Annotated in this window: 23 protein-coding genes; 13 read left to right on the forward strand and 10 right to left on the reverse strand. The window is 71.1% G+C overall.

The window, feature by feature from the left end; genetic code table 11:
• Nucleotides 1-63: 63 nt before the first annotated feature.
• Nucleotides 64-930, forward strand: coding sequence for a DUF4097 family beta strand repeat-containing protein (locus tag ACZOOI_RS09195; RefSeq protein ID WP_465280251.1), 867 nt, complete (start codon nucleotides 64-66; stop codon nucleotides 928-930).
• On the forward strand, nucleotides 927-1,754 hold the full coding sequence (locus ACZOOI_RS09200) for a PadR family transcriptional regulator (protein WP_465280252.1): 828 nt from the start codon (nucleotides 927-929) through the stop codon (nucleotides 1,752-1,754). The genes ACZOOI_RS09195 and ACZOOI_RS09200 overlap by 4 nt, the downstream gene beginning before the upstream one ends.
• 519 nt (nucleotides 1,755-2,273) lie before the next feature.
• Here ACZOOI_RS09200 and ACZOOI_RS09205 read toward each other — a convergent pair.
• From ACZOOI_RS09205 to ACZOOI_RS09215, 3 genes are all read right to left on the reverse strand, one after another.
• Nucleotides 2,274-3,863: an ABC transporter substrate-binding protein gene (locus ACZOOI_RS09205; RefSeq protein WP_465280253.1), complete on the reverse strand. Its 1,590-nt coding sequence runs from the start codon at nucleotides 3,861-3,863 to the stop codon at nucleotides 2,274-2,276.
• 51 nt (nucleotides 3,864-3,914) lie between these two features.
• Entirely contained in the window at nucleotides 3,915-4,877 is a 963-nt protein-coding gene (locus tag ACZOOI_RS09210) for a zinc-binding dehydrogenase (protein ID WP_465280254.1), read from the reverse strand.
• Between the two features lie 171 nt (nucleotides 4,878-5,048).
• Nucleotides 5,049-6,242 carry an NAD(P)-dependent malic enzyme gene (locus ACZOOI_RS09215; RefSeq protein ID WP_465280255.1) on the reverse strand — a complete coding sequence of 398 codons (1,194 nt, stop codon included), beginning with the start codon at nucleotides 6,240-6,242 and terminating at the stop codon, nucleotides 5,049-5,051.
• Between the two features lie 373 nt (nucleotides 6,243-6,615).
• Between ACZOOI_RS09215 and ACZOOI_RS09220 the strand changes: the two genes are divergently transcribed.
• The 3 genes from ACZOOI_RS09220 (at nucleotide 6,616) to ACZOOI_RS09230 (ending at nucleotide 8,875) form a co-directional block, all read left to right on the forward strand.
• The gene (locus ACZOOI_RS09220) at nucleotides 6,616-7,182 is read left to right on the forward strand and encodes a CGNR zinc finger domain-containing protein (RefSeq protein ID WP_465280256.1); all 567 of its coding nucleotides are present in this window, start codon (nucleotides 6,616-6,618) and stop codon (nucleotides 7,180-7,182) included.
• 263 nt (nucleotides 7,183-7,445) lie between these two features.
• Complete coding sequence (locus ACZOOI_RS09225) at nucleotides 7,446-7,889, forward strand: ATP-binding protein (RefSeq protein ID WP_391581152.1); 444 nt, start codon at nucleotides 7,446-7,448, stop codon at nucleotides 7,887-7,889.
• A gap of 92 nt (nucleotides 7,890-7,981) precedes the next feature.
• The gene (locus ACZOOI_RS09230; RefSeq protein ID WP_465281151.1) at nucleotides 7,982-8,875 is read left to right on the forward strand and encodes an RNA polymerase sigma factor SigF; all 894 of its coding nucleotides are present in this window, start codon (nucleotides 7,982-7,984) and stop codon (nucleotides 8,873-8,875) included.
• Between the two features lie 103 nt (nucleotides 8,876-8,978).
• Here the strand turns inward: ACZOOI_RS09230 and ACZOOI_RS09235 are convergent, their stop codons facing one another.
• The gene (locus ACZOOI_RS09235; RefSeq protein WP_465280257.1) at nucleotides 8,979-9,413 is read right to left on the reverse strand and encodes a hypothetical protein; all 435 of its coding nucleotides are present in this window, start codon (nucleotides 9,411-9,413) and stop codon (nucleotides 8,979-8,981) included.
• A 74-nt stretch (nucleotides 9,414-9,487) separates the two neighbouring features.
• Between ACZOOI_RS09235 and ACZOOI_RS09240 the strand changes: the two genes are divergently transcribed.
• The gene (locus ACZOOI_RS09240) at nucleotides 9,488-10,417 is read left to right on the forward strand and encodes a diacylglycerol/lipid kinase family protein (RefSeq protein ID WP_465280258.1); all 930 of its coding nucleotides are present in this window, start codon (nucleotides 9,488-9,490) and stop codon (nucleotides 10,415-10,417) included.
• 315 nt (nucleotides 10,418-10,732) lie between these two features.
• Complete coding sequence (locus ACZOOI_RS09245; protein ID WP_020557388.1) at nucleotides 10,733-10,987, forward strand: WhiB family transcriptional regulator; 255 nt, start codon at nucleotides 10,733-10,735, stop codon at nucleotides 10,985-10,987.
• 169 nt (nucleotides 10,988-11,156) lie between these two features.
• Here the strand turns inward: ACZOOI_RS09245 and ACZOOI_RS09250 are convergent, their stop codons facing one another.
• The gene (locus tag ACZOOI_RS09250; protein WP_465281152.1) at nucleotides 11,157-12,626 is read right to left on the reverse strand and encodes a sensor histidine kinase; all 1,470 of its coding nucleotides are present in this window, start codon (nucleotides 12,624-12,626) and stop codon (nucleotides 11,157-11,159) included.
• 78 nt (nucleotides 12,627-12,704) lie between these two features.
• On the opposite strand from ACZOOI_RS09250, the gene ACZOOI_RS09255 reads away from it, so the two are divergent.
• From ACZOOI_RS09255 to ACZOOI_RS09265, 3 genes are all read left to right on the forward strand, one after another.
• Nucleotides 12,705-13,883 carry an 8-amino-7-oxononanoate synthase gene (locus ACZOOI_RS09255; RefSeq protein WP_465280259.1) on the forward strand — a complete coding sequence of 393 codons (1,179 nt, stop codon included), beginning with the start codon at nucleotides 12,705-12,707 and terminating at the stop codon, nucleotides 13,881-13,883.
• Nucleotides 13,884-14,264: 381 nt separating this feature from the next.
• Nucleotides 14,265-15,419 carry an N-acetylglucosamine-6-phosphate deacetylase gene (nagA, locus tag ACZOOI_RS09260; protein WP_465280260.1) on the forward strand — a complete coding sequence of 385 codons (1,155 nt, stop codon included), beginning with the start codon at nucleotides 14,265-14,267 and terminating at the stop codon, nucleotides 15,417-15,419.
• Nucleotides 15,420-15,492: 73 nt separating this feature from the next.
• Complete coding sequence (locus ACZOOI_RS09265) at nucleotides 15,493-15,768, forward strand: DUF4235 domain-containing protein (RefSeq protein WP_465280261.1); 276 nt, start codon at nucleotides 15,493-15,495, stop codon at nucleotides 15,766-15,768.
• Between the two features lie 1,004 nt (nucleotides 15,769-16,772).
• Here ACZOOI_RS09265 and ACZOOI_RS09270 read toward each other — a convergent pair.
• From ACZOOI_RS09270 to ACZOOI_RS09290, 5 genes are all read right to left on the reverse strand, one after another.
• On the reverse strand, nucleotides 16,773-17,843 hold the full coding sequence (locus ACZOOI_RS09270; RefSeq protein ID WP_465280262.1) for an SIS domain-containing protein: 1,071 nt from the start codon (nucleotides 17,841-17,843) through the stop codon (nucleotides 16,773-16,775).
• A 388-nt stretch (nucleotides 17,844-18,231) separates the two neighbouring features.
• Nucleotides 18,232-19,698: a glycoside hydrolase family 3 protein gene (locus ACZOOI_RS09275; RefSeq protein WP_465280263.1), complete on the reverse strand. Its 1,467-nt coding sequence runs from the start codon at nucleotides 19,696-19,698 to the stop codon at nucleotides 18,232-18,234.
• Between the two features lie 6 nt (nucleotides 19,699-19,704).
• A complete protein-coding gene (locus ACZOOI_RS09280) occupies nucleotides 19,705-20,538 on the reverse strand; it encodes a carbohydrate ABC transporter permease (protein ID WP_465280264.1) in 834 nt (277 codons plus the stop codon).
• Nucleotides 20,535-21,515 carry a carbohydrate ABC transporter permease gene (locus ACZOOI_RS09285; RefSeq protein ID WP_465280265.1) on the reverse strand — a complete coding sequence of 327 codons (981 nt, stop codon included), beginning with the start codon at nucleotides 21,513-21,515 and terminating at the stop codon, nucleotides 20,535-20,537. Before ACZOOI_RS09285 ends, ACZOOI_RS09280 begins: the two co-directional genes overlap by 4 nt.
• A 244-nt stretch (nucleotides 21,516-21,759) precedes the next feature.
• The gene (locus ACZOOI_RS09290) at nucleotides 21,760-23,052 is read right to left on the reverse strand and encodes an extracellular solute-binding protein (RefSeq protein ID WP_465280266.1); all 1,293 of its coding nucleotides are present in this window, start codon (nucleotides 23,050-23,052) and stop codon (nucleotides 21,760-21,762) included.
• Nucleotides 23,053-23,375: 323 nt separating this feature from the next.
• Between ACZOOI_RS09290 and ACZOOI_RS09295 the strand changes: the two genes are divergently transcribed.
• The 3 genes from ACZOOI_RS09295 (at nucleotide 23,376) to bioB (ending at nucleotide 26,090) form a co-directional block, all read left to right on the forward strand.
• Entirely contained in the window at nucleotides 23,376-24,161 is a 786-nt protein-coding gene (locus ACZOOI_RS09295) for a GntR family transcriptional regulator (protein WP_391585159.1), read from the forward strand.
• A 163-nt stretch (nucleotides 24,162-24,324) separates the two neighbouring features.
• Complete coding sequence (bioD, locus tag ACZOOI_RS09300) at nucleotides 24,325-25,050, forward strand: dethiobiotin synthase (RefSeq protein ID WP_465280267.1); 726 nt, start codon at nucleotides 24,325-24,327, stop codon at nucleotides 25,048-25,050.
• A 5-nt stretch (nucleotides 25,051-25,055) separates the two neighbouring features.
• Nucleotides 25,056-26,090: a biotin synthase BioB gene (gene bioB, locus ACZOOI_RS09305; protein WP_465280268.1), complete on the forward strand. Its 1,035-nt coding sequence runs from the start codon at nucleotides 25,056-25,058 to the stop codon at nucleotides 26,088-26,090.
• Nucleotides 26,091-26,122 lie beyond the last annotated feature (32 nt).

The following is a 26,122-nucleotide window of genomic DNA, read 5'->3' on the forward strand; positions in this document are numbered from 1 at the left end:
TATCGTGAATGAAGAGCTTCGCGATATATCGCGTTCGGCACTCCGACCCGAAGGGGAGGGTCCATGTCCCAATGGACGATCGACGCACCACGAGACCTCACACTCGACTCCGTGCGCGTGCTCCGCGTGCGCACGATCGGCGGACTGGTCGACGTGGTGGGCACGGACGGGCCGCCGCGCCTGGAGGTGCACGCCGTCGAGGGGCCGCCGCTCCAGGTGACCCACGACGAGGTGAGCGGCGAACTGGTCGTCTCCTATCCGGACCTGACCGGCAAGCACCTGAAGAGCTGGTTCCAGAACGCCCGACGCCGGGCCGACTTCAAGACCTTCATGGCGGACGGCCGCGCGCTCGGCCGACGGCACGCCGAGGTCTCGCTGGCCGTGCCGTGGGACTGCACGGTGGAGATCGTCGTGGTGTCCGCACACGCGACCGTCTCCGGTATGCACGGTGACACCGCCGTGCGCAGCATCGGCGGCGACGTGACCCTGGTCGGTCTGACCGGCACGGTCGACGCGAACACCGTTTACGGCTCGGTGGACGCCGAGTCGATGGCCGGCGACCTCGGCGTGGCCACCGTGGCCGGTTCGCTCACCGTGATCGAAGGCACCGGCGGCCGGGTCCGGGCCAACTCGGTATCCGGCCCGATGACCCTGGACCTGGACGCGGTCGGCCGCAGCCACGTGCAATTGAGCACCGTGTCCGGCGATCTGACGGTACGGCTGCCGCACGAGGGCGACATGCACGTGGACGTGCGCAGCGCGACCGGCTCGGTCGACTCGGTGTTCGACGAGCTGACCACGAGCGCCAAATTCGGCACCAGCCACGTGAGCGGCAAGCTGGGCGAGGGCTCGGGGCGGCTTCGGATCAACTCGATCGCGGGCGACGTGACGCTGCTGCGTCGCGCCCCGGAGGGAAAGGTGATCGCATGACCCCGGTCTTCGGTCACGGCCGCCTGCGGCTGTACCTGCTCAAGCTGCTCGACGAGAGCCCCCGACACGGCTACGAGGTCATCCGGCTGCTCCAGGACCGCTTCCTGGGCCTGTACGCCCCCTCGGCGGGCACGGTCTACCCGCGCCTGACCAAGCTCGAACAGGAGGGCCTGGTCGAGCACGACGTCGAGGGCGGCCGGAAGGTCTACCGGATCACCGCCGCCGGGCGGGCCGAACTGGCGGCGCGGCAGGAGGAATTGGCCCAGTTGGAGGCACAGATCCGGGAATCGGTCTACGAGCGGGCCCGGGAGATCCGGGACGAGGTGCGCAGCTCGGCGCAGAACCTGCGGGAGGAACTGGGCCGTGCCGCCCGCGAGGTGCGCAAGGCGCCGCGTGCCTCGACCGGGGAGCGCACGGAGCCCGAGGGCAAGCGGCGGCCGGCGGGCGAGGGTTGGGAACCGATCTTCTCGCAGAAGATGGCCGACCTCGCCGAGGGCCTGGCGCACAACCTGGTCGACCTGGCCGGCAAGCCCGGCCTGCACGACCTGGAGCGCGAGCTGCGGCGCCGGTTCGGCGGCGCCGACCCCGAACCCCCCACGGCCCGCGACCGGGCAACCGACGCCTGGGCCAAGGAAACCGACCGAACCGGCCGCGCCACCGACTCCTTCGACCTGGACGCCATCCTCGACACGATCCGCACCGAGGTAGCCCCCCTGGCCCGCCGAGCCGGCATCACCCCCGACCAATTCGACCGAGCCCGCCACATCATCGTCACGGCCCTGAACGACCTCCGAGAGGTCTTCACCGAAGACCCCCCAACCTGACCACCCACCCCCCAACCCCTCAAGCGCCGGCCGCCCCCTGAAACCCCCAGCCCGGCCGGCGCTTGAGCCGAACCAGCCGGGCCGGCGCTTGAGGCCAAATAGCCCGGCCGGCGCTTGAGGCCACCCAGCCCCGCCGGCGCTTGAGGCGAACCAGCCCGGCCGGCGCATGAGGCCACCCAGCCCCGCCGGCGTTTGAGGCGAACCAGCCCGGCCGGCGCTTGAGGCCAAATAGCCCGGCCGGCGCTTGAGGCCACTCAGCCCCGCCGGCGCTTGAGGCGAACCAGCCCGGCCGGCGCTTGAGGCCACTCAGCCCCGCCGGCGTTTGAGGCGAACCAGCCCGGCCGGCGCTTGAGGCCAAGCAGCCCCGCCGGCGCTTGAGGCCACTCAGCCCCGCCGGCGTTTGAGGCGAACCAGCCCGGCCGGCGCTTGAGGCCAAGCAGCCCGGCCGGCGCTTGAGGCCACTCAGCCCCGCCGGCGCTTGAGGCGAACCAGCCCGGCCGGCGCATGAGGCCAAACCCCCTAACCCCGAAGGTGCAGCTCCGCCAACCCCAGGCGCCCAACCCCAAGCTGCCGCGTCGAAACCGACTCGACCCGCCCACTCCGCCCCACCGCCGACTTCGGATACACCGGCGGCAACACCACCGCATCGCGAGCAACAATCTCCCCCGCCACCCGCGTGAGCGTCGCCCGCCGAGCCGTATCCGCCGTCCCCCGAACCTGCTCGACCAACCGATCCAGCTCCGGGTTCGCGTACCCCGTGTTGTCCGCACTCGTCGACACCGCCGGCGACAACACCGCGAGCCCGGTCCGCCCGACCGCGTACGCCGACCCGCGCAGATCGACGAGCGCCACGTCGAAGTCCCCGGTCCGGCGCCGCGCCGCCCATGTCGCCGGGTCCACGTTCTCGACCGTGACGGTGAATCCGACCCGATTCCACCCCTCGGCCAACACCCTTGCCACATCCCGCACTTCCGCGGCATCCCCGACCACCGCAAGCAGCGTGAACCGCACGCCGGCAGGCACCGGCGCCTCGCCGAACATCGCGGTCACCCGCTCCGGCTCCACCGTCGGCCCCGCGGTCGCACTCGGACTCGGCTTGGGGGACGTGGTCGGCGAAACCCCCCGACCGTACGGGGTGTACTCCGGGTCCCACCCCTCGTTGCCCGGTCCCAGCGGCCCCTGCCCGATCACCGCGTCGCCCCGGTACACCTCCTGCGACACCCGGGTCCGGTCCATCCCGTACGCCAGCGCCCGCCGCACCGCGACGTTGTCGAACGGCGGCCGGCGCAGGTTCGGCAGCACCACCAGGTCCGCGGGCCCGCTCGCGGTCTGCACGTACGTGTCGTCGCCCTTGCGCAACCGGCGCACCTGGTCGGGCGTGGGCCGCGGGAACACCGCCACCCGGTGCGCCCTCAGCTCGGCCGGCCCGTCGGCGACGGCACGGAACTCGATGCCCTCCAGCGGCACGGCCTTGCCCCGGTGGTCGGGATCGCGCCGCAGCACGACCGTTCCCCCGTCCGCGCTCGCGAGCCGGAACGGCCCGGTGCCGACCAGGGCCCGCGGATCACCCAGCGTCGCCCGATGCGGGATCGGCAGGCAGGCCAGGACGGCCCGCAGCGCGCCGAACGGCCTGGGCAGCCCGATCCGTACCGTCTGCGCGTCCGGCGCCTCGATCGTGCCGAGCCGACCCGCCAGCCACGGCGCCCAGTCCCCGGCCGTCGCCGGATCGCCGACCCGGCGCAGGCAGTCCACCACGTGCTCCGCGGTGAACGGGTCCCCACCGTGGAAGCGCACCCCCGCGCGCAGCCGGATGGTCCAGCTCAGCCCGTCCGGCGCGATCTGCGGATCGGCCCCGGCCAGCACCGGTCCGATCGTGGTGTCGTCCCGGTAGGTGTACAGCGCCTCGACCACGGGATCCGAGATCCACCGCACCGGCTCGGCCGTGGAGTGCACGGGGTTGAGCACGTCCGGCAGGCGCGGCAGGCCCACGGCGAGCGTGCCGCCGGTGCGCAGTTTGTTGCCGGAGCACGCGGTGAGCAGGCCGGCGGAGGCCACGACCACGCCCGTACCGGCCCCGAGGGCGAGTACGCGGCGACGGGACAACGGCATCCGGCGGTCCTTCCGAGACGACCCGGGCGATGCCGGACCGACATGTGGCGATCAGGCGGTGAGGACGATCTTGCCGAACAGGTCGCCCTCGGCCAATCGGCGGAAGCCCTCGCGCGCCTCGGTCAGCGGCAACACGGTGTCGATCACCGGCCGCACCCCGCTGTTCGCGCACAGCCGCAGCAGACCGGCGAGTTCGTCCTTGTCGCCCATCGTGGAGCCGACCACACGCAGTTCCTGGAAGAAGATCCGGGTCAGTTCGGCAGCCTTGGGCCGGTCGCCTGAGGTGGCGCCGGAGATCACGACGCTGCCGCCGGGCTTGAGGCTCTTGACCGAGTGCGACCAGGTCGCGGCGCCGACGGTCTCCATCACCGCGTCCACCCGCTCGGGCAGTCGCGCGCCGGAGGCGAAGGCCGCGTCGGCGCCGAGCTCGATCGCACGGGCGCCCTTGGCCTCGTCCCGACTGGTCACCCACATCCGGTATCCGGCCGCCTTGCCGAGCACCACCAGCGCGGTGGCCACCCCGCCGCCGGCGCCCTGCACGAGCACGGTGCCGCCCGGGCGCACGCCGGAGTTGGTGAACAACATCCGGTACGCGGTCAGCCAGGCGGTGGGCAGGCAGCAGGCCTGCTCGAAGGAGAGCTCGGCGGGCTTGGGCAGCAGGTTCCAGCGCGGTACCGCGACCTTCTCGGCGAACGTGCCGTCGTAGCGTTCGGTCAGGATCGACCGGGGCTCGTCGGTGCCGAGGCCGCCGATCACCGAGTGCACGACGACCTCGTTGCCGTCCTCGTCGATCCCGGCCGCATCGCAGCCCAGGATCATCGGCAGGCGTTCCTGGGTGATGCCCACACCCTTGAGGGTCCACAGGTCGTGGTGGTTGAGCGACGCGGCCTTGACGGTCACGGTCGTCCAGCCCGGCGGCAGGCCGCCGTCGTGCCCGGGCTCGGGGCGTTCCCCGAGGCGGAGGCCGGTCAGCGGGTCCTGGGCATCGATGCTCACGGCGGTGACGGCAAACATGGAAGGAACCCTAGCGCCGTGCCCAACGCCGCCGGGCACGCCCCGGTGACGACGTGTGCGGCGCGCCCGAGCGGGCGCGCCGCACACGTCCACGGGTCGCCGTGGATGCGCATCGATCGTCGAACGGTCGGCGAGGAGCCGTCGGATGATCGTCGATCCACGGGCCGCGGCTCAGATGCGTGCGACGCCGTCCCGGCGCGCGGCCTCGGCCACGGCCTTGGTCACCGCCGGCGCCACCCGCTCGTCGAACGGCGAGGGGATCACCTTGTCCGGCGCGAGTTCGTCGGCGACGACCGCGGCCAGCGCCTCGGCGGCGGCCACCTTCATCCCCTCGGTGATGCGCTTGGCGCGCACCGACAGGGCACCGGCGAACACGCCCGGGAAGGCGAGCACGTTGTTGATCTGGTTCGGGTAGTCGCTGCGCCCGGTGGCCACCACGGCCGCGTACTTGTGCGCGAGATCCGGGTCGATCTCCGGGTTCGGGTTGGCCATCGCGAAGATGATCGCCTCGGGCGCCATGGTCGCCACGACCTCCTCGGGCACCTTGCCCGCGGACACCCCGAGGAAGACGTCGGCGCCCTTCATGGCCTCTTCGATGCCGCCCCTGAGCTTGGCCCGGTTGGTCAGCTCGGCGATCATCCGCTTGATCGGCGTGAGGTCGTCCCGACCCTCGTCCACGATGCCCCGGCTGTCCACGACGCAGAGGTCGCCGATGCCCGCCTCGATCAGGATCTTGGCGATCGCGATGCCGGCCGCGCCCGCGCCGGAGATGACCGCGCGCAGATCGGCGAGCCGACGACCGGTCACCGTCGCCGCGTTGCGCAGCGCGGCCAGCGCGACGATCGCGGTGCCGTGCTGGTCGTCGTGGAAGACCGGGATGTCCAGCCGCTCCTGGAGCCGGCGCTCCACCTCGAAGCAGCGCGGGGCGCTGATGTCCTCCAGGTTGATGCCGCCGAAGGAGGGCGCGAGCCGGGCGATGGTGTCCACCAGCTCGTCCACGTCGGTGCAGGAGAGCGCGAGCGGCACGGCGTCGATGCCGGCGAACTCCTTGAACAGGATCGCCTTGCCCTCCATCACCGGCAGGGACGCGGCGGGCCCGATGTCGCCCAGGCCGAGCACGGCGGTGCCGTCGGTGACCACCGCGACCGTGTTGGACACCCACGTGTAGTCGTGGACGAGTTCCGGGTTCTCGGCGATGGCCGTGCACACCCGGGCCACGCCGGGCGTATAGGCGAGGGACAGGTCGTCCCGGTTGCGCACCGGGACGGTCGAGCGAACTTCCATTTTCCCGCCCCGGTGCAGGGCGAAGACCGGATCGAGTTCGTCCGTCGCCGTGCTGTCCGTCGGGATGATCTCCGCTGCCACAGTGACCCCTTTGTCGACATTGTCAGTAGAAGTGCAGCTCTCGAAGCGCGATCGCAGGCTGCATGCCTCAGCGACATCGGCGCTTCGTGCAGCGCACATGATCCGGCTGAGGTTACGGGGGTCACCCGTGACGCCGATTTTGGCACACCCCCCGAATGGGGGTACGCCGGGGCGATGAACCGATTACCACCTTTTTGTGATGGCGCGCCAGACCCCTTCTCGCAACTGGTCCAGACGCTAGCGCCACGCGCAGTAGGCTGACAGTAACCGCCGCCACATCCGGCCCCACCGACCCGTGCGAACACGGGCGCGAAGGCATCCGGAAGGCATCCCGCCCGAGGTCGGGCCGGCACGCGCGACCGAAGGGCAGTCGTTGGATCTCTCCTCCTACGCCGAGCACGCGGTCCACTTGGTCAACACCGAGCAACCGGCGCGCGGCGAGGACCTGTTGCGCTCACCCGAGGACGTGCTGGCGCTGATCGCACCCGTTCGGCGCATCCCGCCCCGGGTGACGGATGCCGACGTGACCCGGCTGCGCTCGGTGCGCACCCGCCTGCGGGCGGTCTTCACGGACGCCGCGGCGGGCCGCGAGGCGGACGCCGTCGCCACCCTCAACGGCCTGCTCGCCGAATTCCCCGTGCACCCGCGGCTGACCGGCCACGACGCGAGCCCGTGGCATCTGCATCTGGCGGGCGACGCGGTGGGCGCGGCCGAGGGCTTCGCCGCGATAGCCGGCATGGGCCTGGCCGTCCAGCTGACCGCACACGGCATCGACCGGCTGGGCGTGTGCCAGGCGCCGCCGTGCCGGAACGTCTTTCTGGACCTGTCCACAAATCGCTCCCGCCGGCACTGCTCGGATCGGTGCACCTCGCGCACCAACGTGGCGCTGTATCGGGCCCGACGCCGGGCCCGCGACCCGCAGCCGGAGCGACATACCTGACATTTGCGGGTTGGCGAGTGGTGGACTGTGGCACATGTACATCGACGGCGTGATCCCGCAGTGCGAAATTACCAAAGTCGGGTACACTACGTACTCGTCAAATCACATATCGTGACGTACCGTTCGAGTAGGCAGCGGCCTCGTTCGTTCCCGCACCCGTTCCCGCATCGGTGACGACAGTTGTCGGCCGGCGCGGTAGCGTCGCTGGGGTTCCCCCCGACATCGGTGGTGACCGCCCGGCGGCGGCCACCCACAGCAGCACCTTGGAGGTGAGGGTGTCCCAGCGATCCGCATACACGGCGGACGAAGCCGGCACCGGACAGCGTGACTTCGTCGAGGTCCGACTGCCTGCCGAAGGTGCCTATCTCTCCGTCCTGCGCACCGCGACGGCGGGCCTCGCGGCCCGCCTCGACTTCACCCTGGACGAGATCGAAGACCTGCGCATCGCGGTCGACGAGGCATGCGCGATGCTGCTCGACCAGGCGGTGGCCGGCGGAGTCCTCTCCTGCGTGTTCAACCTGGTGGGCGACGCGTTGCACGTGACCGTGTCCGCGCCGACCACGGACGGCCGAACACCCGCGCGCGACACGTTCGCCTGGACCGTCCTGTCGGCTCTGGCCGGCGAGGTGGACGCGACGGTGAGCGAGGACAAGGTGGTCAGCATCAGCCTGCACAAGAAGCGCGGTGGCGGGCCGGAGCAGACGTGAGCAGTGGTGTCGAAGGCGCGGCCAACGAACCGCAGCCGAGCGCGGCCTCACCCGACGAGGCCGCCGGGCGCGGCCGAGGGGAGGGTGAGGGCATGGTGAGCGACGCGAGCATGACGATGGATGGTGGCATCGAGGCGGCCGGACCGGACGGACCGGAACAACCGGCCGGATCCGCCGGGCCCACGGGGCCGGCGGTGCCGAACCGGCGACGCGCCGGTTCCGAACGCCACGCCCACGACCGGGAGATCGCGCGCGGCCTGTTCGCGCAGCTCGCGGTGCTCGAATCGGATCCGCCCGCGCGGGCCGCGGTGCGCGATCGGCTGGTGGAGATGCATCTGCCGCTGGTCGAGCACCTCGCCCGCCGGTTCCGCAACCGCGGCGAGCCGTTGGACGACCTGATCCAGGTCGCCACCATCGGCCTGATCAAGTCGGTGGACCGGTTCGACTCGGATCGTGGGGTCGAGTTCTCGACCTACGCGACGCCGACCATCGTCGGCGAGATCAAGCGGCACTTCCGGGACAAGGGCTGGGCGGTGCGGGTGCCGCGCCGGCTCCAGGAGCTGCGCCTCGCGCTGACCTCGGCCACCGCCGAGCTCTCCCAGCGCAACGGCCGCTCCCCCACTGTGGCCGAGCTCGCCGTGCAATTGGGGATCTCCGAGGAGGAAGTGCTCGAAGGGCTCGAATCGGCCAACGCCTACAGCACACTCTCGCTGGACGTACCGGACACCGACGACGACTCCCCGGCCGTCGCCGACACACTGGGCGCCGAGGACGACGCCCTCGAAGGCGTCGAATACCGCGAATCGCTCAAGCCGCTCCTGGAGCAGCTGCCGCCGCGGGAGAAGAAGATCCTGCTGTTGCGCTTCTTCGGCAACATGACGCAGTCCCAGATCGCGCAGGAGGTCGGCATCTCGCAGATGCACGTCTCGCGACTGCTCGCGCGCACCCTCGCGCAGCTGCGCGAGCGGCTGCTCGTCGAGGAGTAGCACCGAGGCCACGACGACGGCCCCGGACCGATCCCGGTCCGGGGCCGCTGTCGTTCCGGTGGTGCGTGGCGGGGCGCCGCCGGATCCGCGGGCGGCGGCCGGCTCAGGCCCGGTGGGCCTGGTGGCGCGCTTCGAGCGCGTTGTACATGCCGGGTGTCGCGAGGGCGGCGATGGTGCCCACGCCCACGATCATGGTCAGGATGCCGATCACCAGCTGATCGGCCTTGATCAGGTACCACCCCATGCCGACCACGATCAGGTTGGCGGTGATCGCCGGCGATCGGCTCCAGCGCCGGCCGCGCAGCATGCCCACGAACGCGGCGACTATCCCGGCGGCCAGGATCAGCAGGTAGATGCCGATCGCGACCCCCTCGGAGGCGTTGCTCGGATGGCCGAACTCGCTGCGGAAGGTCAGGTAGAGGGAGTATCCGAGGAGTGCGAACGCCTCGACACCGACCACCGCGGTGCAGATGCGCCAGGTGAGGGGGAGGGCTCCGGCGGGGCCCGACTGATCCTGGGCGGAAGGGCTCTCGGTCACCCCACGACTGTAACCGGGGCCGGCGTCCCGGCGACTCACGGGAGCCCTACCCGCCGGTAGATACGCTGGTGTACATGCGCGCCCTTCTCGTCGTGAACCCAAAGGCCACGACCACCAGCGAGCGAACCAGGGACGTCCTGGCCCACGCGCTCGCCGGCGACCTCAAGCTCGACGTGATCGGCACCGAGCACCGCGGCCACGCGAGCGAACTGGCTCGGCAGGCCGCGGACGACGGCATCGACCTGGTGATCGCCCTGGGCGGCGACGGCACGATCAACGAGGTGGCCAACGGCCTGCTGGCGTCCGGCCCGGCGCCGTCGCTGCCGGCGATGGCCGTGGTCCCGGGCGGCAGCACCAACGTGTTCGCGCGCTCGCTCGGCATGCCCAACGACCCGGTCGAGGCGACCGGCCTCCTACTGGAGGCGCTGCGCGCGAGTCGCAGCCGGGAGATCGGCCTGGGCCTGGCCGACGAGCGCTGGTTCCTGTTCTGCGCCGGCCTCGGCTTCGACGCGGAGGTGGTCGGCAGGGTGGAGGAGCGTCGGGCCGGCGGCCGGCGCGCGACGCCCGGGCTGTACGTGCGCTCGGCGCTGCGCCGCTTCTACGGCGGGCGGGCCGAGCGCAGGCACGGGCCGCTGACGCTGGAGGTGCCCGGCGCGGAGCCGATCGAGGGAATCTGCCTGGGGATAGTGCAGAACACGGTGCCGTGGACGTTTTTGCGCAACCGGCCGGTGAATCCGTGTCCACAAGCGTCATATGACACCGGATTGGACCTCTTCGCGCTCACTCGGATGTCAACACTGCCCACATTGCGCCATCTGGCCCGGATGCTGGGCTCCACGGGTAATGCTCCACATGGGCGTCACGTCGTGTCCCTGCACGACTGCGATGCGTTCACTCTTCGGACTGAAGAACCTGTTTCTCTTCAGGTCGATGGGGACCATCTGGGAGAACATCGGAGTGTGACCTTCCGGGGGGTTCCCCGTGCACTGCGTGTGATTGTGTGAGTGGAAGGGCCTTTTGGCCTTTCACTCGAACGCAAATACCGGGTTCACCCCTTCGATGTAGTGGTGTGACCTAGTCGACACCGATGATTTAAAAAATCCTGGCCCAAGGGGGTTGTATCGGCGGCCGAGGTTTGTAAGGCTCTACGAGGCGGCAGGGACGTGGCCGAAAGGTCATCTTCACCGCCCGAATCCACTGCCAAACCTGGGGACCGACTCCGTCGGCCCCTTGCTTGTCGGGGGGTTCGTGAAAGCGTTCACATTCACAAGCCACAGCGGGGCCGGAAGCCCCCGCTGACCCACGAGGAGTTGGACCGCATGGACTGGCGCCACGTTGCTGCCTGCCGTGACGAAGACCCGGAGCTGTTCTTCCCGATCGGCAACACCGGTCCCGCTCTGCTTCAGATCGAGGAGGCGAAGGCGGTCTGCCGCCGTTGCCCCGTGATGGAGCAGTGCCTGGGCTGGGCTCTCGAGTCCGGTCAGGACGCGGGTGTGTGGGGCGGTCTGAGTGAGGACGAGCGTCGCGCTCTCAAGCGCCGCGCCGCCCGCAACCGCGCACGCGCCTCCGCCTGATCAGTACGACAGGCTGAACACTCCGGGGACTTGATCACCGGAAACACCAAAGCATTGCCAGCAGTTGCCCCGCCAGGGTCCGGTCGGACCAGGGCGGGGCAACTGCTTTTGGTGGTACGGACGTTTCCCGGCGCCGGGGAATTCATCGGCCGGCCGAATGCGGCCGGGCTCAGCGGCGCTGCCGGATTTGCAGGTCCAACGTGACGATCGTGCCGCCGGCCGGATTGGGCACCATGTCGAAACGGCCCGCGAGTTCGCTGCCGACCAGGGTGCGGACGATCTGCAGACCGAGGTTGCCGGAGACCTGCGGATCGAAATCCGCCGGCAACCCGATCCCGTCGTCGGTGACGGTGATCAGCAGGCGCTCCGCGCGCCGTTCCGCGTGCACCTCCAGGGTGCCGGTGCGGTCGGTGTAGCGGGGATCCTCGAACGCGTGCTCCAGGGCGTTCTGCAACAACTCGGTCAGCACCATCGCCAGCGGCGTCGCGGTCTCGGCGATCAGTTCGCCGAAGTTCCCGTGCCGGGCGGTGCGTACCCGCACCGAGGACGCGGCGACCTCGGTGACCATGGACAACACCCGGTCGGCGATCTCGTCGAAGTCCACCCGCTCGTCCAGCGTCTGGGACAACGTCTCGTGCACGATCGCGATCGAACCGACCCGGCGGACCGCCTCCTCCAGCGCGGCCCGGGCCTGCGGCGCGTCCATCCGCCGGGCCTGCAGGCGCAGCAGCGCGGCCACCGTCTGCAGGTTGTTCTTCACCCGGTGGTGGATCTCCCGGATGGTGGCGTCCTTGGTGATCAGCTCGCGCTCGCGCCGGCGCAGCTCGGTCACGTCGCGCAGGAGCATGATCGCGCCGATCCGCTGCCCGCGCGGCTTGAGCGGGATGGCGCGCAGCTGCACCACCGCGGCGGGTGTCTCCACCTCGGTCTCGCGCGGGGCCCAGCCGCTGGCGACCGCGGAGATGGCCTCGTCCACCGGTCCCTCGTGCGGCGCGAGTTCGGCGGTGATCCGGCCGAGGTGGCAGCCGACCAGGTCGGTGGTCAGGCCGAGCCGGTGGTAGGCGGAGAGTGCGTTCGGGCTGGCGTACTGCACGATGCCGTCCGCGTCGAGGCGGATCAAACCGTCGCCCACGCGCGGCGACGCGTCCATGTCGAGCAGTTCACCGGCGTGCGGAAACGTCCCTGCGGCGATCATCTGCGCGAGATCCGCGGCGCTCTGGAGGTAGGTCAGTTCCAGCCGGCTGGGCGTGCGCGCGGTGAGCAGGTTGGTGTTGCGCGCGATGACGCCGATCACCCGGCCCTCCCGGGAGACCGGGATCGCCTCGACCCGCACCGGCACGTCGTCGCGCCACTCCGGGTCGCCCTCGCGCACGATCCGGCCCTCGTCCAGCGCCGCGTCGAGCATCGGCCGCCGCCCGCGCGGGACGAAGTCGCCGACCAGGTCGTCCTGATGCGAGGTGGCGCCGGTGTTCGGCCGCATCTGCGCGACCGCGACGTACTGCCCGTCGCTGGTGGGCACCCACAACACCAGGTCGGCGAAGGACAGGTCCGCGAGCAGTTGCCACTCGGACACGAGCAGGTGCAGCCACTCCAGGTCGGCGGCGGGCAGCGCGCCGTGGCGGCGGACGAGATCGTTCATGGAGGGCACACGCGCAGCGTACTTTCCATCGGGCCTGCGATCCTGGCCGCCCCACGTCGCCGCACCTGTGAGGTATCGATGTCCACCGAATCGCCCACTCCCCGGCAGCCGCTCGGCGGCGGCGGTCACCCGCTCGACTGGCTGGACATCCGCGCGAAGGACCGGGTCGAGGCGGGTCTGCGCCGCCGGCTGCGGCCGCGCGAGGCGACGGCGAGCGGGTTGGATCTGGCCGGAAACGACTACCTGGGCCTGTCCCGCGACGAACGGGTGGTCGAGGCGACGGTGCGGGCGGTGCGCACGTGGGGCGGCGGGTCGACCGGGTCGCGGCTGGTGACCGGGTCCACCGTGCTGCACGCCGAGTTGGAGGCCGAGCTCGCGGACCACATGGGCGCCGAGGCGGCGCTGGTGTTCTCCTCCGGATACCTGGCCAACCTCGGGGTGATCGCCGGGCTGGTCGGCAAGGGCGGCCTGGTCGTCTCGGACGCGATCAACCACGCGTCGATCGTGGACGCGTGCCGGCTCTCCCGGGCCCGGGTGGCGATCACCGGGCACCGGGACGTGCCGGCAGTGGCTCGGGTACTCGCGGAACGGGCCGAGGAACGCGCCCTGGTGGTCGTGGACGCGATTTTCTCGGTGGACGGGGACATCGCCCCCCTCGCCGAGCTTGCGGCCGTCACACGGCGATATGGCGCCGTTCTGCTCGTGGACGAGGCGCACGGGCTCGGCGTGGTGGGCCCGGGCGGCCGGGGCGCGGTACACGCGGCCGGGCTCGCGGGGGCCGACGACGTGGTGCTGACCGCGACGCTGTCCAAGGCGCTGGGCTCACAGGGCGGTGCGGTGCTCGGGCCCGCCCGGGTGATCGAGCACCTGATCGACGCGGCACGGCCGTTCATCTTCGACACCGGGCTGGCGCCGGCGTGTGTGGCGGCGGCGCTGGCGGCGCTGCGGATCCTGCGCGCGCAACCGGGGTTGGCCGACGCGGTACGGGCGAACGCACGTGCGCTCTCGACGGGCGCCCGGGAGGCGGGTCTGCGGGTGACCGAACCCGAGGGCGCGGTGGCGTCCGTGCTCATCGGCGAGGCGCAACTCGCCTTCGACACCGCGGCGCGCTGCGCCGAGGCCGGAGTCCTGGTCGGCTGCTTCCGACCGCCGTCCGTCCCGGACGGCATCTCCCGACTGCGCCTCGCCGCGCGCGCGGACCTGACGCCGGCCGACGTGTCGCGCGCGGTGGCGGCGCTGCGGTCGGCCACCACGTGAGCGTCGCGGTAGGGCGGATCGGGGGGCGCCGCGGTCGGGGGCTCGTGGGTGCCGGGACTTGGGGGCGCCGGGGCTCGGGGACGCCGGGGCTCGTACGTGTCGGGGCTCGGGGGCGCCGGGGCTCGTAGGCGCACCGCGGTCGCCGTCTCGTGGGCGCGGTGATCGCCGGCTTCTGGGGGGCGCCGCAGCCTGCCACTGCATGAGTACTGCGGTTTGCCATCCCGTGACCCGATAACCGCCCATATACGTGGCATGTCCCTCGACATTGGTCTAGACAACTAGGATTGGTCTGAACCAAAATGGGCGACGGCCTCCCGGCCCGCACCGGGAGGCCGCCGAACGTTCGGCCGCGTAGCGGTCCCGCAGGGAAGGAAGGCACGCGTGGCCGGCATTGGGGCACCTCGCGTGCTTGTGGACGGGACGCTCGTCGGCCCCGCCGAGGTGGGTCTGGAGCAGGGTCGGATCACCGGCGTGACCGAGGGCCCCGGCGGCCCCGACGCCATCCGACTGCCGCACGGCGTGCTCACTCCGGGCCTGGTCGACATCCAGCTCAACGGCGCGTTCGGGCACGACTTCGTGGCCGCCGACGCGACCGCGTGGCGCGAGGTCGCCGCGAAGCTCCCGTCCACCGGGGTCACCGCGTTCTGCCCGACCTTCATCACCGGCGACCTGGACACGCTCACCGCGGCGCTCGTGCGGGCCGCCGAACTGCGCGCCAAGTTCGCCCTGGAGCCCATCTCGCGCGACCTGGGAGTGCACCTGGAGGGGCCGTTCCTGTCCCCGGCCCGGGCCGGCACCCACCCGCCGCAGTACCTGCGCGAGCCCACCCCCGAACTGGTCGACCGCCTGCTCTTGGACGACACCGTCCGCGAGGCGCTGACCATGATCACCCTGGCGCCCGAACTTCCCGGTGCGCTCGAGGCCATTCGACGCATCGTCGCCACGGGGATCCGAGTCTCGGCCGGACACACGGACGCGACCGCCGCCGAGATGTCCGCCGCCGCGGACGCGGGCGCGACCATGGTCACCCACCTGTTCAACGCACAACGCGGCCTGGGCCACCGCGAACCGGGCGTGGTCGGCGCGGCGCTGAGCGACCCGCGGCTGACCCCCGGCCTGATCGCGGACCTGCACCACGTGGTGGGCCCGGTCTGCTCGCTGGTCCTGCGCGTGGCCGGCGAGCGCACCGCGCTGGTCACCGACGCGATGGCCGCCGCGGGCATGCCGCCGGGCCGCTACCGCCTCGGCGACGTCGACGTGACCCTGGTCGAGGGCGACGTCCCGCGCAACCCCGACGGCACGATCGCCGGCTCCGCGCTGACCCTGGACCTCGCCGTCCGCAACCTGATCGCCCTGGGCAATCCCCCGGCCCGCGTCCTCACCTGCGCCACCCGAGTCCCCGCCGACGCCCTCGGCCGCACCGACCTGGGCCGCCTCGCCCCGGGCGCCGCCGCCGACCTGGTCTGGTGGAGCGACGACTGGCGGGTCCTCAAGACCTGGGTCGGCGGCGTGGTGGCGTACGAAGCGGACATCTGACCGCTCCGCTCCCGCACACCCCTCGCCGACAACCCACCGGCGTGGACCGTCCCTCCCAGGGCAGCCGCAGGACATGAACAAGACCGCCAAAGCGCTGCCCTATCGCCCGCTCGGCCTACTCGCCGGCATCGGCGCGGGCCTGCTCGCCGGAAAGCTCGTCGACCGGGCATGGACGACCATCACCGGCCGGGACAACCCACCCGACGCCTGGGAACGCGACCAGGGCTGGCCCGAAATCCTCCTCGCCGCCGCCATCGAGGGCGCCATCTTCGCCGTCACCCGCACCGCAGTACAACGAGCAAGCGCCCTCGGCTTCGAACACGCAACGGGGTCTTGGCCGAGGAAGTAACACAGGCGGGGCGGCGGCGGCGGGCGGCGGGCGGCGGAAGCGCTACGAGGCCGGCGCGCCCGGATCACGGGCACGAGGAGCCGGGCCCCGACCGGGGTCGGGGGCACGGGGAAGCAGGCGCGGCCTGGGACGCGGGCGCAGCGAAGCGGGCCTGCTCGGGACGTGCGCGCGACGACGCGGGCCTGCTCGAGACGCGGGTCGGCGAACCAGGCGACCCGAGGCGCGGGCAGAGCGAAGCGGGCGCGGCCCGGATCGCGGGCGCGACGAAGCGGGCCGACCCGGATCGCGGGCGCGGCGAAGCGGGCGGGCGGGAGTCACAGGCGCGACGAAGCGGGCCGACCCGGATCGCGGGCGCGGCGAAGCGGGCGGGCGGGAGTCGCAGGCGCGACGAAGCGGGCGGGCGGGAGTCGCAGGCGCGACGAAGCGGGCCGACCCGGATCGCGGGCGCGGCGAAGCGGGCGGGCCGGAGTCGGGGGTGCGGCGTTGCTGCTTGTTGGGCGCCTTCGGCGCCGGCTCCCGAGGCACCACTTTTTTCTCTCCCCCGCTTCGCTCCTCCGAGAAAAAAGCGGCCCCTCGCTCGTGACTTCGTGTCCCTCCGCTTCGCTCCGGGCCACGAAGTCTTGGTTTCGCGGCTCCGCCGCTCTCCGCACTTCGCGCGTCGATCACGAGGTCTCACCCGAGTCGGGGGCGCTGACGCGCCAGGAGTCCACCAAGCTCGGCGGCCCCGGGGAAGCCCGGTCGCTCCCCGCAGCCAATCCACCCAACGACCGTTCACCACACCGGGGGCCGCCGGGCCAGAGCAGGCCCCCTCGACGCCCCTGAAACCCCAACCTCCGCACCAAACGCAACGGGTGGAGCGGGTGGGTACACAACCCAAGCCACCCACATCGCAACCGCAACCGCCGGGCCCGGACCGGGCAGACCCATCAGGGCCACGTGGCCACGAGCACCGCAACCGCCGAACCCGGGTCGGGCGGGCCCATCAGGGCCATGTGGCCACGAGCTCAGTGGGTCTCCGTCACCTTCGCGAGTGCGCGGGGGGCGTCCGGGTCGAGGCCTCGGGCCATGGTGACCTCGTAGGCCAGGAGTTGGAGGGGGATGATCTCCAGGATCGGCTGGACCTCCTCGGCCACGCCCCCGGGGAGGACGAAGCCGGCCGAGGCCCGGGCGACCTGGTCGGCCGTACCGATCACCATCAGGTCCGCACCGCGGCCGCGCAGTCGCTCCAGGACCGGCTGGAGCGCGTCGCCGCCCTTGCCGTCGGGGACGACCGCGATCACCGGGCTGACGTTGTCGACCATGGCCAGCGGCCCGTGCAGCAGGTCCGCGCCGGAGAAGGGCTGGGCCGGGATGTAGCTGGTCTCCATGATCTTGAGCGCGGCCTCCCGCGCCGTCGGATAGCCGTAGCCGCGCGAGGTGATCACCAGGCGCTGCGCGAAGCGGTAGCGCTGGGCCAGTTCGGCGACCTCGTGCCGGCGGTCCAGGACGTCCTGGGCCAGCGTGGGCAGCAGGTCGGCCGGCGAGGTGTCGCCACCGCGCAGGCCCTCGACGAACAGGTACAGCGCGAGCAGTTCCGCGGTGTACGTCTTCGTCGCCGGCAGCGCCTTCTCCGGGCCGGCGAGCACGTCGATGTGGAACTCGGAGACGGCGGCCAGGGCCGAGTCCGGGTTGTTGGTCACCGCGAGGGTGATCGCGCCGGCCTTGCGGGCCGCCTCGGTGGAGGCGACCAGGTCGGGCGAGCCGCCCGACTGGGAGACCGTGATCACCAGGCAGTCGGTCAGGTCCGGCTCCGCGCCGTAGGCGGTGGTCGTGGACATCGAGGTGAGCCCGGCCGGCTTGCCCAGCAGCACCTCGATCAGGTACTTCGCGTACAGCGCGGCGTTGTCGCTGGTCCCGCGCGCCGTCAGCAGCACGAAGCGCGGGTTGCGCGCGGCGATCTCGGCGGCGATGGCCCGGATCGTCGGAGCGCCCTCGGCCAGGATCCGGCGCAGGACGGCAGGCTGCTCCGCCATCTCGGCGGACATGATGGTGCCCCGGTCGGGTCCCAGGGCGTCACGGTCGTCGGTGGCGGACATGGTGCGGCCTTCCGTTGGTTTCATGTGGTGCTTTGCGGTGGTTGCTTGCTGTGGTGCATGAGTGTTTGCAGTATTTTTCGCGGCGCCGCGCGGGCTTCGCTCAGCCCGGCACGACAACCCGGATGGCTCCGGACAATCCACGCACACACGCAGGCCCTTGGTGCCCGGCCTCGCCTGGCGCCCGGCTCCCCGCCCAGGCTCCGTCTACCCAGCCCCTGGCTGCCGACTCCCGATGCCCAGCCCCGGAGGGCCCGGCCCCGATGCCCGACCCCCAGTCTCCGGCCCGCCGGTGTCGCGCCGGTTCACGGCGTCCGGACGCATCGTGTCGAACGGGTTCACAGCGTCCGGACGCATCGTGCCAGTCGACGCTCCGGGTCGATCCGGGCCGTCAGCCCAGCCGGCGGCCGGTCAGGATCTCGGCGGCGGCGATGCCGCAGACCGTGGCGGCGCCGTGCGTGGCGAGGTGGGCGGTGCCCGGAGTGGCAGCTCCGGGGATGCCCATCTCGACCACGACGGCGTCCGGCCGCGCGGCGAGCAGGCTCGCCACGATTTCGCCGGCCCACTCGTGGTGGTCCAGGTTGCGGACCACCAGGATCAGGGGGCGGTCGGTCGCCGCGCGCAGCACGTCGTCGATCAGCTGCGGCTCGGCGGTCCGGGCCCGGGTGACGGTGGTGCCGGGCAGGGCCTCGGTCAGGACCGGGGCGATGCCCCACGGGGTCTGCTCGCCGACCGCGATGTTGGCGGTGGGCGACAGCTCGACCACGTGTGCGGGGGTGCTGATCGGCGTCACCGTGCCGGTCACCCGGACCGCGCGGCGGGCCGCGTCCAGGCCGAGCGCGTAGTCGACCGATTCGGCCGCGCCGACCTTGGCCCACGTGGCCAGCTCGTGGACCCGGGTGGCCGCGTCGGCCAGGCGCTCCTCGGCGAGCCGGCCCTCGCGGACCGCGTTCACCAGCGCATCGCGCAGGTGCAGCACGGTTTCCTCGTCGCACAGCCCGCCGCCCACGCACACCGCGTCGACGCCGGCCGCGATCGCCCGCACGGTGCCGTCGGCGATGCCGTAGGTGTCGGCTATCGCGCCCATCTCGATCGCGTCGGTGACGATCAGGCCGGTGTAGCCCAGTTCCTCGCGCAGCAGCCCGGTCATGATCTTCCGGGACAACGTCGCGGGAAGCTCGGTGTCGTAGGCGGGCAGCACGATGTGCGCGCTCATGATCGCCTTGCTGCCCGCCGCGATGCTCGCGTGGAACGGGACCAGCTCGCGCGCGGCCAGCGTCTCGCGCGAGGCGTCCACGCGCGGCAGCCCGTGGTGCGAGTCCATCGCGGTGTCGCCGTGGCCGGGGAAGTGCTTGACGCACGCGGCCACGCCGGCGGCCTGCAGGCCGGTCACGTACGCGGCGGTGTGCCGGGCGACCAGCTCGGGGTCGGACCCGAAGGACCGCACGCCGATGATCGGGTTGTCCGGGTTGGAGTTGACGTCGGCCGACGGCGCCCAGTTGAGGTTGACGCCGCACGCGGCCAGCTCACGGCCCAGCCCGCGGGCGACCGCCTCGGTGGTCGCGGTGTCGTCCACCACGCCGAGCGCCAGGTTGCCCGGCCAACGGCTGCCGGTGTTCACGTGGATGCGGGTGACGTCGCCGCCCTCCTCGTCGATCGCGACGACGAGGTCGGGGTTCTCCCGGCGCAGTTCCTCGGTCAGGGCGGTGACCTGCTCGGGGGTCGCGATGTTGCGACCGAACAGGCCCACCGAACCCAGTCCGCCGGCGATGTGGTGCCGCAGCCACCCGGGCGCGGTCAGGCCGTCGAACCCGGGCTGCAGGACGGCGAGCGCGAGGCGCTCGAGACGTTCGGACATGGTCGATCAGCCCTTTACCGCGCCGGAGGTGAGACCGCCGGTGACCTTGCCCTGCAGGACCAGGAAAATCGCAAGAACCGGAAGCATGAACAGGGTGGAGGCGGCCATGATGGCGCCCCAGTCGATGGTGATTCCGTTGCTGAACGAGTTGAGCCAGGTCGGCAGCGTGCGCTGCTCCGGCTTGTTCAGCAGCAGCGCGTTGGCGAACGCGAACTCGTTCCACGCGGTGATGAAGCCGAACAGCGACGTGGACAGCAGACCCGGAGCCAGCAGCGGGAAGACGATCTTGCGGAACGCGGTGAACCGCGAACAGCCGTCCACCCGTGCGGCCTCTTCCAGCTCGACCGGAATGCCGCCGAGGAAGCCGCGCAGGGTCACGATCGAGAACGGCAGCGTCATCACGAAGTAGATCGCGGTGAGCATCGGCAGCGAGTCGAGCAGGTCGTTGTCGCGCGCGATCAGGTACATCGGGATCATCAGCGCTTCCCACGGCGCCATCTGCGCGATGAACACCATCAGGATGAAGGGCGCCCGGCCCTTCCACTGCATCCGGGCCACCGCGAACGCGGCGAAGCACGCGACGACCAGGGCCAGGAGCACGCCCACGCCCGCGACCAACAGGCTGTTGCGCCAGTAGTCCCAGAAGTGCGGCTCGCTGGTCGCGGTGTCGAAGTTGTGGAACGAGATCGAGCTGGGCAGGAACTTCGGCGTCGCCGACTGGATGTCCTTGGCCGGCTTGAACGCGGTGAGGATCATCCAGTAGACCGGGAAGATCGACACGGCGAATACCAGCAGCGCCGCGATGTTGAGCGGAATCCGCTTCAGGGTGCGCGCCTTCACTTGTCGGCCTCCCGTTCCTGCTTGAACATCTGACGGAAGTAGAAGACGAGCATTACGGCGAGGATCACCACGGTGATCGTGGAGATCGCCCCGGCCATGTCGAACAATTTGGCCGACATGCCCTGCTGGTAGGCGTACACGGGCAGCGTGCGCACCTCATTGATCGGACCGTTCTCACCCGCGATCGCCCAGATCTGGGCGAAGGACTTGAAGATCCAGATCACTTCGAGCGAGGCCACCAGCGCGAAGATCGGGCGCAGGATCGGGAAGGTGATCGAGCTGAAGATCCGCACCGGGCCTGCGCCGTCGAGGCGGGCCGACTCGTAGATGTCGGTGGAGACCGTGGTCAGACCGGCGTACAGGGTCAGCGTCGCGAAGGGGATCGACTGCCACACGATGAGCAGGGTGACCACCGTCAGGGTGGATCCGGCGTGCCCGAACCACGTGTAGCCCTCGTAGTCGAAGCCGAGCTTGACCAGCGCCCAGTTGACCACGCCGTTGTCGGAGCGGAAGAGCCACTTGAAGATCGTGGTCGCGGCGATGACCGGGGTCGCCCAGGCGGCGACCAGGCCGATCAGCACCACGATGCGCATGGACTTGCCGAGCTTCATCAGCATCAGCGCGCACAGCGTGGAGATCACCATGATCGCCACGACGTTGACCGCGGTGAAGTAGAACGTACGGCGGGTGACTTCCCAGAATTCGCTGTCCTTGAGGATCTCCTGGTAGTTCTCCCAGCCGACGTAGTCGGCCGATCGTGAGATCAGCTGCTTGAAGCGGTAATGCTGGAACGACAACATGACGTTCCGGACCACCGGATAGAACAGCAGGAAGACGATCCCGAGGATCGCGGGCGCGACAAGAAGGTATGGGGTGACCGACTTGACGATCCCCGACGGCTTGCGTGGGGGCTTCGTTGCGCGTCTGGCGCCGGAGGGCGCCTGGTTGCGCGGGGGCTGCGTAGGTGTCGCGACCACCGCATCTGCCTTGGAGGCTGACACAGCTGCCTTCCCGTTGTTCGGTGTCGGGGGTCTCCGGCCCGTCCGGCCCGGTGGCGGGACGTGGCGAGAGCGCGGAGCCGGCGACGGGGGTCCGCCGGCGAGCCGCGCCGGGTGGGCCGGGCCGGTCCCGCCCCGGGGGAGTGCCCCGCGGCGGGAACCGACCGTTCGGCCCGACTGCGCTTCACCCGATCCGCTCGGCGGTTCGGGTGCACGCGTCACGTCAGTTCTTGGTGTTCAGCGTCTTCTCGATCGACGCGTTGGCTTCCTTGCCGGCCGCGGCCGGGTCGGTGCCGGTCATCACCTTGGTCAGGTACGCCTTGATCGGGTTGTTGTCCTCGACCGAGGCCCAGTTCGGCGAGTTGGGGGTGGCGAAGCCGTTCTTCGCGCCCTCCATCATCGCTGCGCCGCCCGGGTCGGCCGTGACGGCGCCGGCGAGGGTGGTCTTGTTCGGGAGCTGCTTGGTCGCCTGCGCGAGCTTGGTCTGCCACTCGTCGCTGTTCATCAGCTTGATGACGTCGTAGGCCAGGTCCTGGTTCTTCGACGCCTCGGGGACCGTCAGGTCGGAACCGCCGGTCAGCGCGGCACCGGCCTTGCTCGCGTCCTTGCCCGGGATCGGGAAGAAGCCGAACTTGTCCTTCAGGGCCGGGTTCGACTTGATGATCGTCTCGGCCTCGGCCGGAACGGCGATGAACTGGGCGATCTTGCCGCCGTCGGCCGCGACGACCTCGGGCTGGGTCTTCTCGTCGCCGTCCTTGGCGGCCTTGCCGAGCGCCTGGAGCTCCTTGTAGAAGGCGGACGCTGCGGTGGCCGGCGCGCCGTCCAGGTTGGCCTTCCACGCGCTGCCGGACTTGGTCGCGATGTCCGCGCCCTCGTCCTTGAGCAGGCCCGCGTAGAAGTACCAGTTCTGGCCCGGCAGGTAAATGCCCTGCTGGTCGCCGGTGTTGAGCTTCTTGGTGGTCTCGATCCACTCGGCGCGAGTCTTCGGCGGCTGCACGCCGGCCTTGGCGAAGAGCTCCTTGTTGTAGATCACGACGCGGTTGGCGGCGTAGAACGGGATGCCGTAGGTCTTGCCGTCGACCTTGCTGGGCTCGGACAGGCCGGTCAGCCAGTCCTTGCCGCCGAGCTCGGTGACCTTGGAGCTGAGGTCCTTCAGACCGCCCGAGGCGCCGTACTGGGCGATCTGGGTGTTGCCGGCCTCGATCACGTCGGGGGCGTCGTTGCTGGCGAGCGCACCGGTGATCTTCTGGCCGATGCCGTTCCACTGCTGGATCTGCACGTCCAGCTTGGCGCCCGGGTGGTCCGCCTCGAACTTCGCCTTGAGTGCGGCGATGTAGTCGTCGGGTGCGGAGCCCTTCATCAGCCAGACCCGAACGGTCTTGCCGTTGGCCGCAGCAGGCGCGTTGGAAGCCGCCGGCTTGTTGTCCTTTTTGTCATCGCTGCTGTCGGATCCACAAGCGGCAACACCGGTCAGCGCCGCCGCGACACCGGCCGCGACGAGAAGACGACGCTTCACTACATCCTCCTCAGGATGTCGGGCACCGCAGTTCGGTATGGAGTTGCCGATGTCCCCCGTCGGATCCGTGTGGTGCGCGGACCGACCGAGTCCCCCACTGGGGAGGGGACTCGAATGGGAAAACACTGACGCACCAGGGACGAGGGTTGCGCGGTGACCATCAATGGTTTAGACCATTTCGGAGGTTGGCATAGACCAATTGGGGTGTCAAGGTTCCGTAGACGGCGAACCCGCGCCGTTATCGGACCGACATCCGCGCTCCTGGTCCTGGGGGGATCGGTGGTCGTGCCACGATGGGGACCGGACGTGTCAGGAGGGCACCGGTGACGGCGGAACACGCGATCACAACCGCGGCGGACAGTGTGACGGCAGGAGGCGACCCCGGTCTCGAGCCGAGCGCGCGCGTGCCGAAGTACTACCGCCTCAAGCGCCATCTTCAGGAGCTGACGAACACCCAGCCACCGGGCACGCCCGTGCCGCCGGAACGCACCCTCGCGGCGCAGTTCGACATCTCCCGCACCACGGTGCGACAGGCCCTTCAGGAACTGGTCATCGAGGGCCGGCTGGAGCGCGCCCAGGGCCGGGGCACCTTCGTGGCCAAGCCGAAGGTCGCGCAGAGCCTCCAGCTGACCTCCTATACCGAGGACATGCAGGCCCAGGGCCTGGAGCCGACCTCTCGGTTGATCGAGATCGGTTACATCACGTGCGACGACCACCTCGCGGAGCGGCTCGCGATCCGGCCCGGCAACCGGGTGCTGCGGATAGAGCGCCTGCGGCTGGCCAACTCCGAGCCGATGGCGATCGAGACCACGCACCTGTCCACCAAACGTTTCCCGGGCCTGCGCAAGCACCTGGCCAAGCACAACTCGCTGTACCGGGCCCTGTCGGCCGGCTTCGACGTGCACCTGGCCGAGGCCGAGGAGACGATCGAGACCGCGATGGCCACCCCGCGCGAGGCGGGGCTGCTGGGCACCGACGTGGGTCTGCCGCTGTTGCTGCTGTCCCGACACAGCTTCGACACCGACGGCGAGCCGGTCGAGTGGGTCCGTTCCGTGTACCGGGGGGATCGGTACAAGTTCGTCGCCCGGTTGCGCCGCCCGCAGGAGTGAGACCGGGCACCGCGCCCGTGCGCATGCCATCGGCCGGACGGCCCGGTTCCACCCGGGCCGCCCGGCCGCGGTTCCATTCGGGTGTTTCCCCGGGGTGGCGAGGTGCGGTGCCGGGCGTCGTGGTGCTCGGCGGGGGATCGAAGCCACGCCCTAGGCTCACGCCATGAGCGTTCTCGTGGTGACCGGTACCGACACCGGGGTGGGCAAGACGATCGTCACGGCGGCCGTCGCGGCGATCGCGGCGGTGCGGGGCGGCACGGTGGCCGTGGTCAAGGCCTCGCAGACGGGTGTGGGGCCGAACGAGGCGGGCGACCTCGCCGACGTGCGGCGCCTGGCCGGGGTGACCGATCTGCACGAGTACTCGCGCTATCCCGACCCGCTCTCCCCCGCCGCCGCCTCCCGGGTCTCCGGCCTGCCGCCGGTGGATCTGTACGGCGTGGCCGACCGGGTCCGCGCACTCGCCAAGGAGACCGACCTGGTCGTCGTCGAGGGCGCGGGCGGCCTGCTCGTGCGCTTCGACGACGAGGGCACCACGATCGCCGACCTCGCCCACGAGCTGAAGGCCGGCGCGCTGGTGGTGGCCCGGCCCGACCTGGGCACGCTCAACCACACCGCGCTCACCCTGGAGTCGATGGCCCATCGGGGTGTGGATCTGGTCGGCGTGGTGATCGGCTCCTGGCCCGCGGAGCCCGACCTGGCGATGCGGTGCAACGTCCGGGATCTGGAGACCCTGGCCGCCCGGCCGCTGGCCGGTGTGCTGCCCGCCGGCGCGGGTGCGCTGCACCCCGCCGACTTCCTGCTCACCGCCCGCGCGAGTTTGTCGCCGGCCCTGGGCGGTACCTTCGACCCGGCCGCGTTCCGCGCCATACAGGATCCGACCGCAAGGTGAGCGACATGACGGAAACCCTCGACAGTGACCGTACGCAGACCGTGAACGACGACATCCTGGCCGTGGCCCGGCGCCAAGTCCTCGACCGGGGACAGGGCCTGAGCGCCGATCAGGTGCTGGCCGTGCTCGAACTTCCGGACGACCGCCTCGAAGAGCTGCTCCAACTCGCCCACGAGGTCCGGGTCCGGCACTGCGGGCCCGAGGTCGAGGTCGAGGGCATCGTGTCGGTCAAGACCGGCGGCTGCCCCGAGGACTGCCACTTCTGCTCCCAGTCGGGTCTGTTCCCCTCTCCCGTGCGCGCCGCGTGGCTGGACATCCCCTCGCTGGTGGAGGCCGCCAAGGAGACCGCCGCGACCGGTGCCACCGAGTTCTGCATCGTGGCCGCGGTGCGCGGCCCGGACGAGCGCCTGATGAAGCAGATGCGCGAGGGCGTCGCGGCGATCCGCGAGGCCGTCGACATCAACATCGCCGCGTCGCTGGGCATGCTCACCCAGGAGCAGGTCGACGAGCTCGCCGAGATGGGCATCCACCGCTACAACCACAACCTGGAGACGGCGAAGTCGTACTTCACCAACGTGGTCACCACGCACACGTGGGAGGAGCGCTGGGACACCCTGCGGATGGTGCGCGCGGCGGGCATGGAGGTGTGCTGCGGCGGCATCGTCGGCATGGGCGAGTCCGCCGAACAGCGCGCCGAGTTCGCCGGTCAGCTGGCCGAGCTGGAGCCGGACGAGGTGCCGCTGAACTTCCTCAACCCGCGCCCGGGCACCCCGTTCGCCGACCAGGAGGTGCTGGAGCCGCGCGAGGCGCTCAAGATCATCGGCGCCTTCCGGCTCGCCCTCCCCCGGACCATCCTGCGCTACGCGGGCGGCCGGGAGATCGCGCTCGGCGACCTGGGCACCCGCGAGGGCCTGCTCGGCGGGATCAATGCGGTGATCGTCGGCAACTACCTCACCACCCTGGGCCGCGCCGCGGACGCCGACCTGGAGCTGCTCAAGGAACTGAGCATGCCGGTCAAGGCGCTCAACCAGACGTTGTAGTGCCGGCGCGGCGAAGGCCGCCCCGACCCGCC

The organism is Embleya sp. L77 (assembly GCF_055557415.1).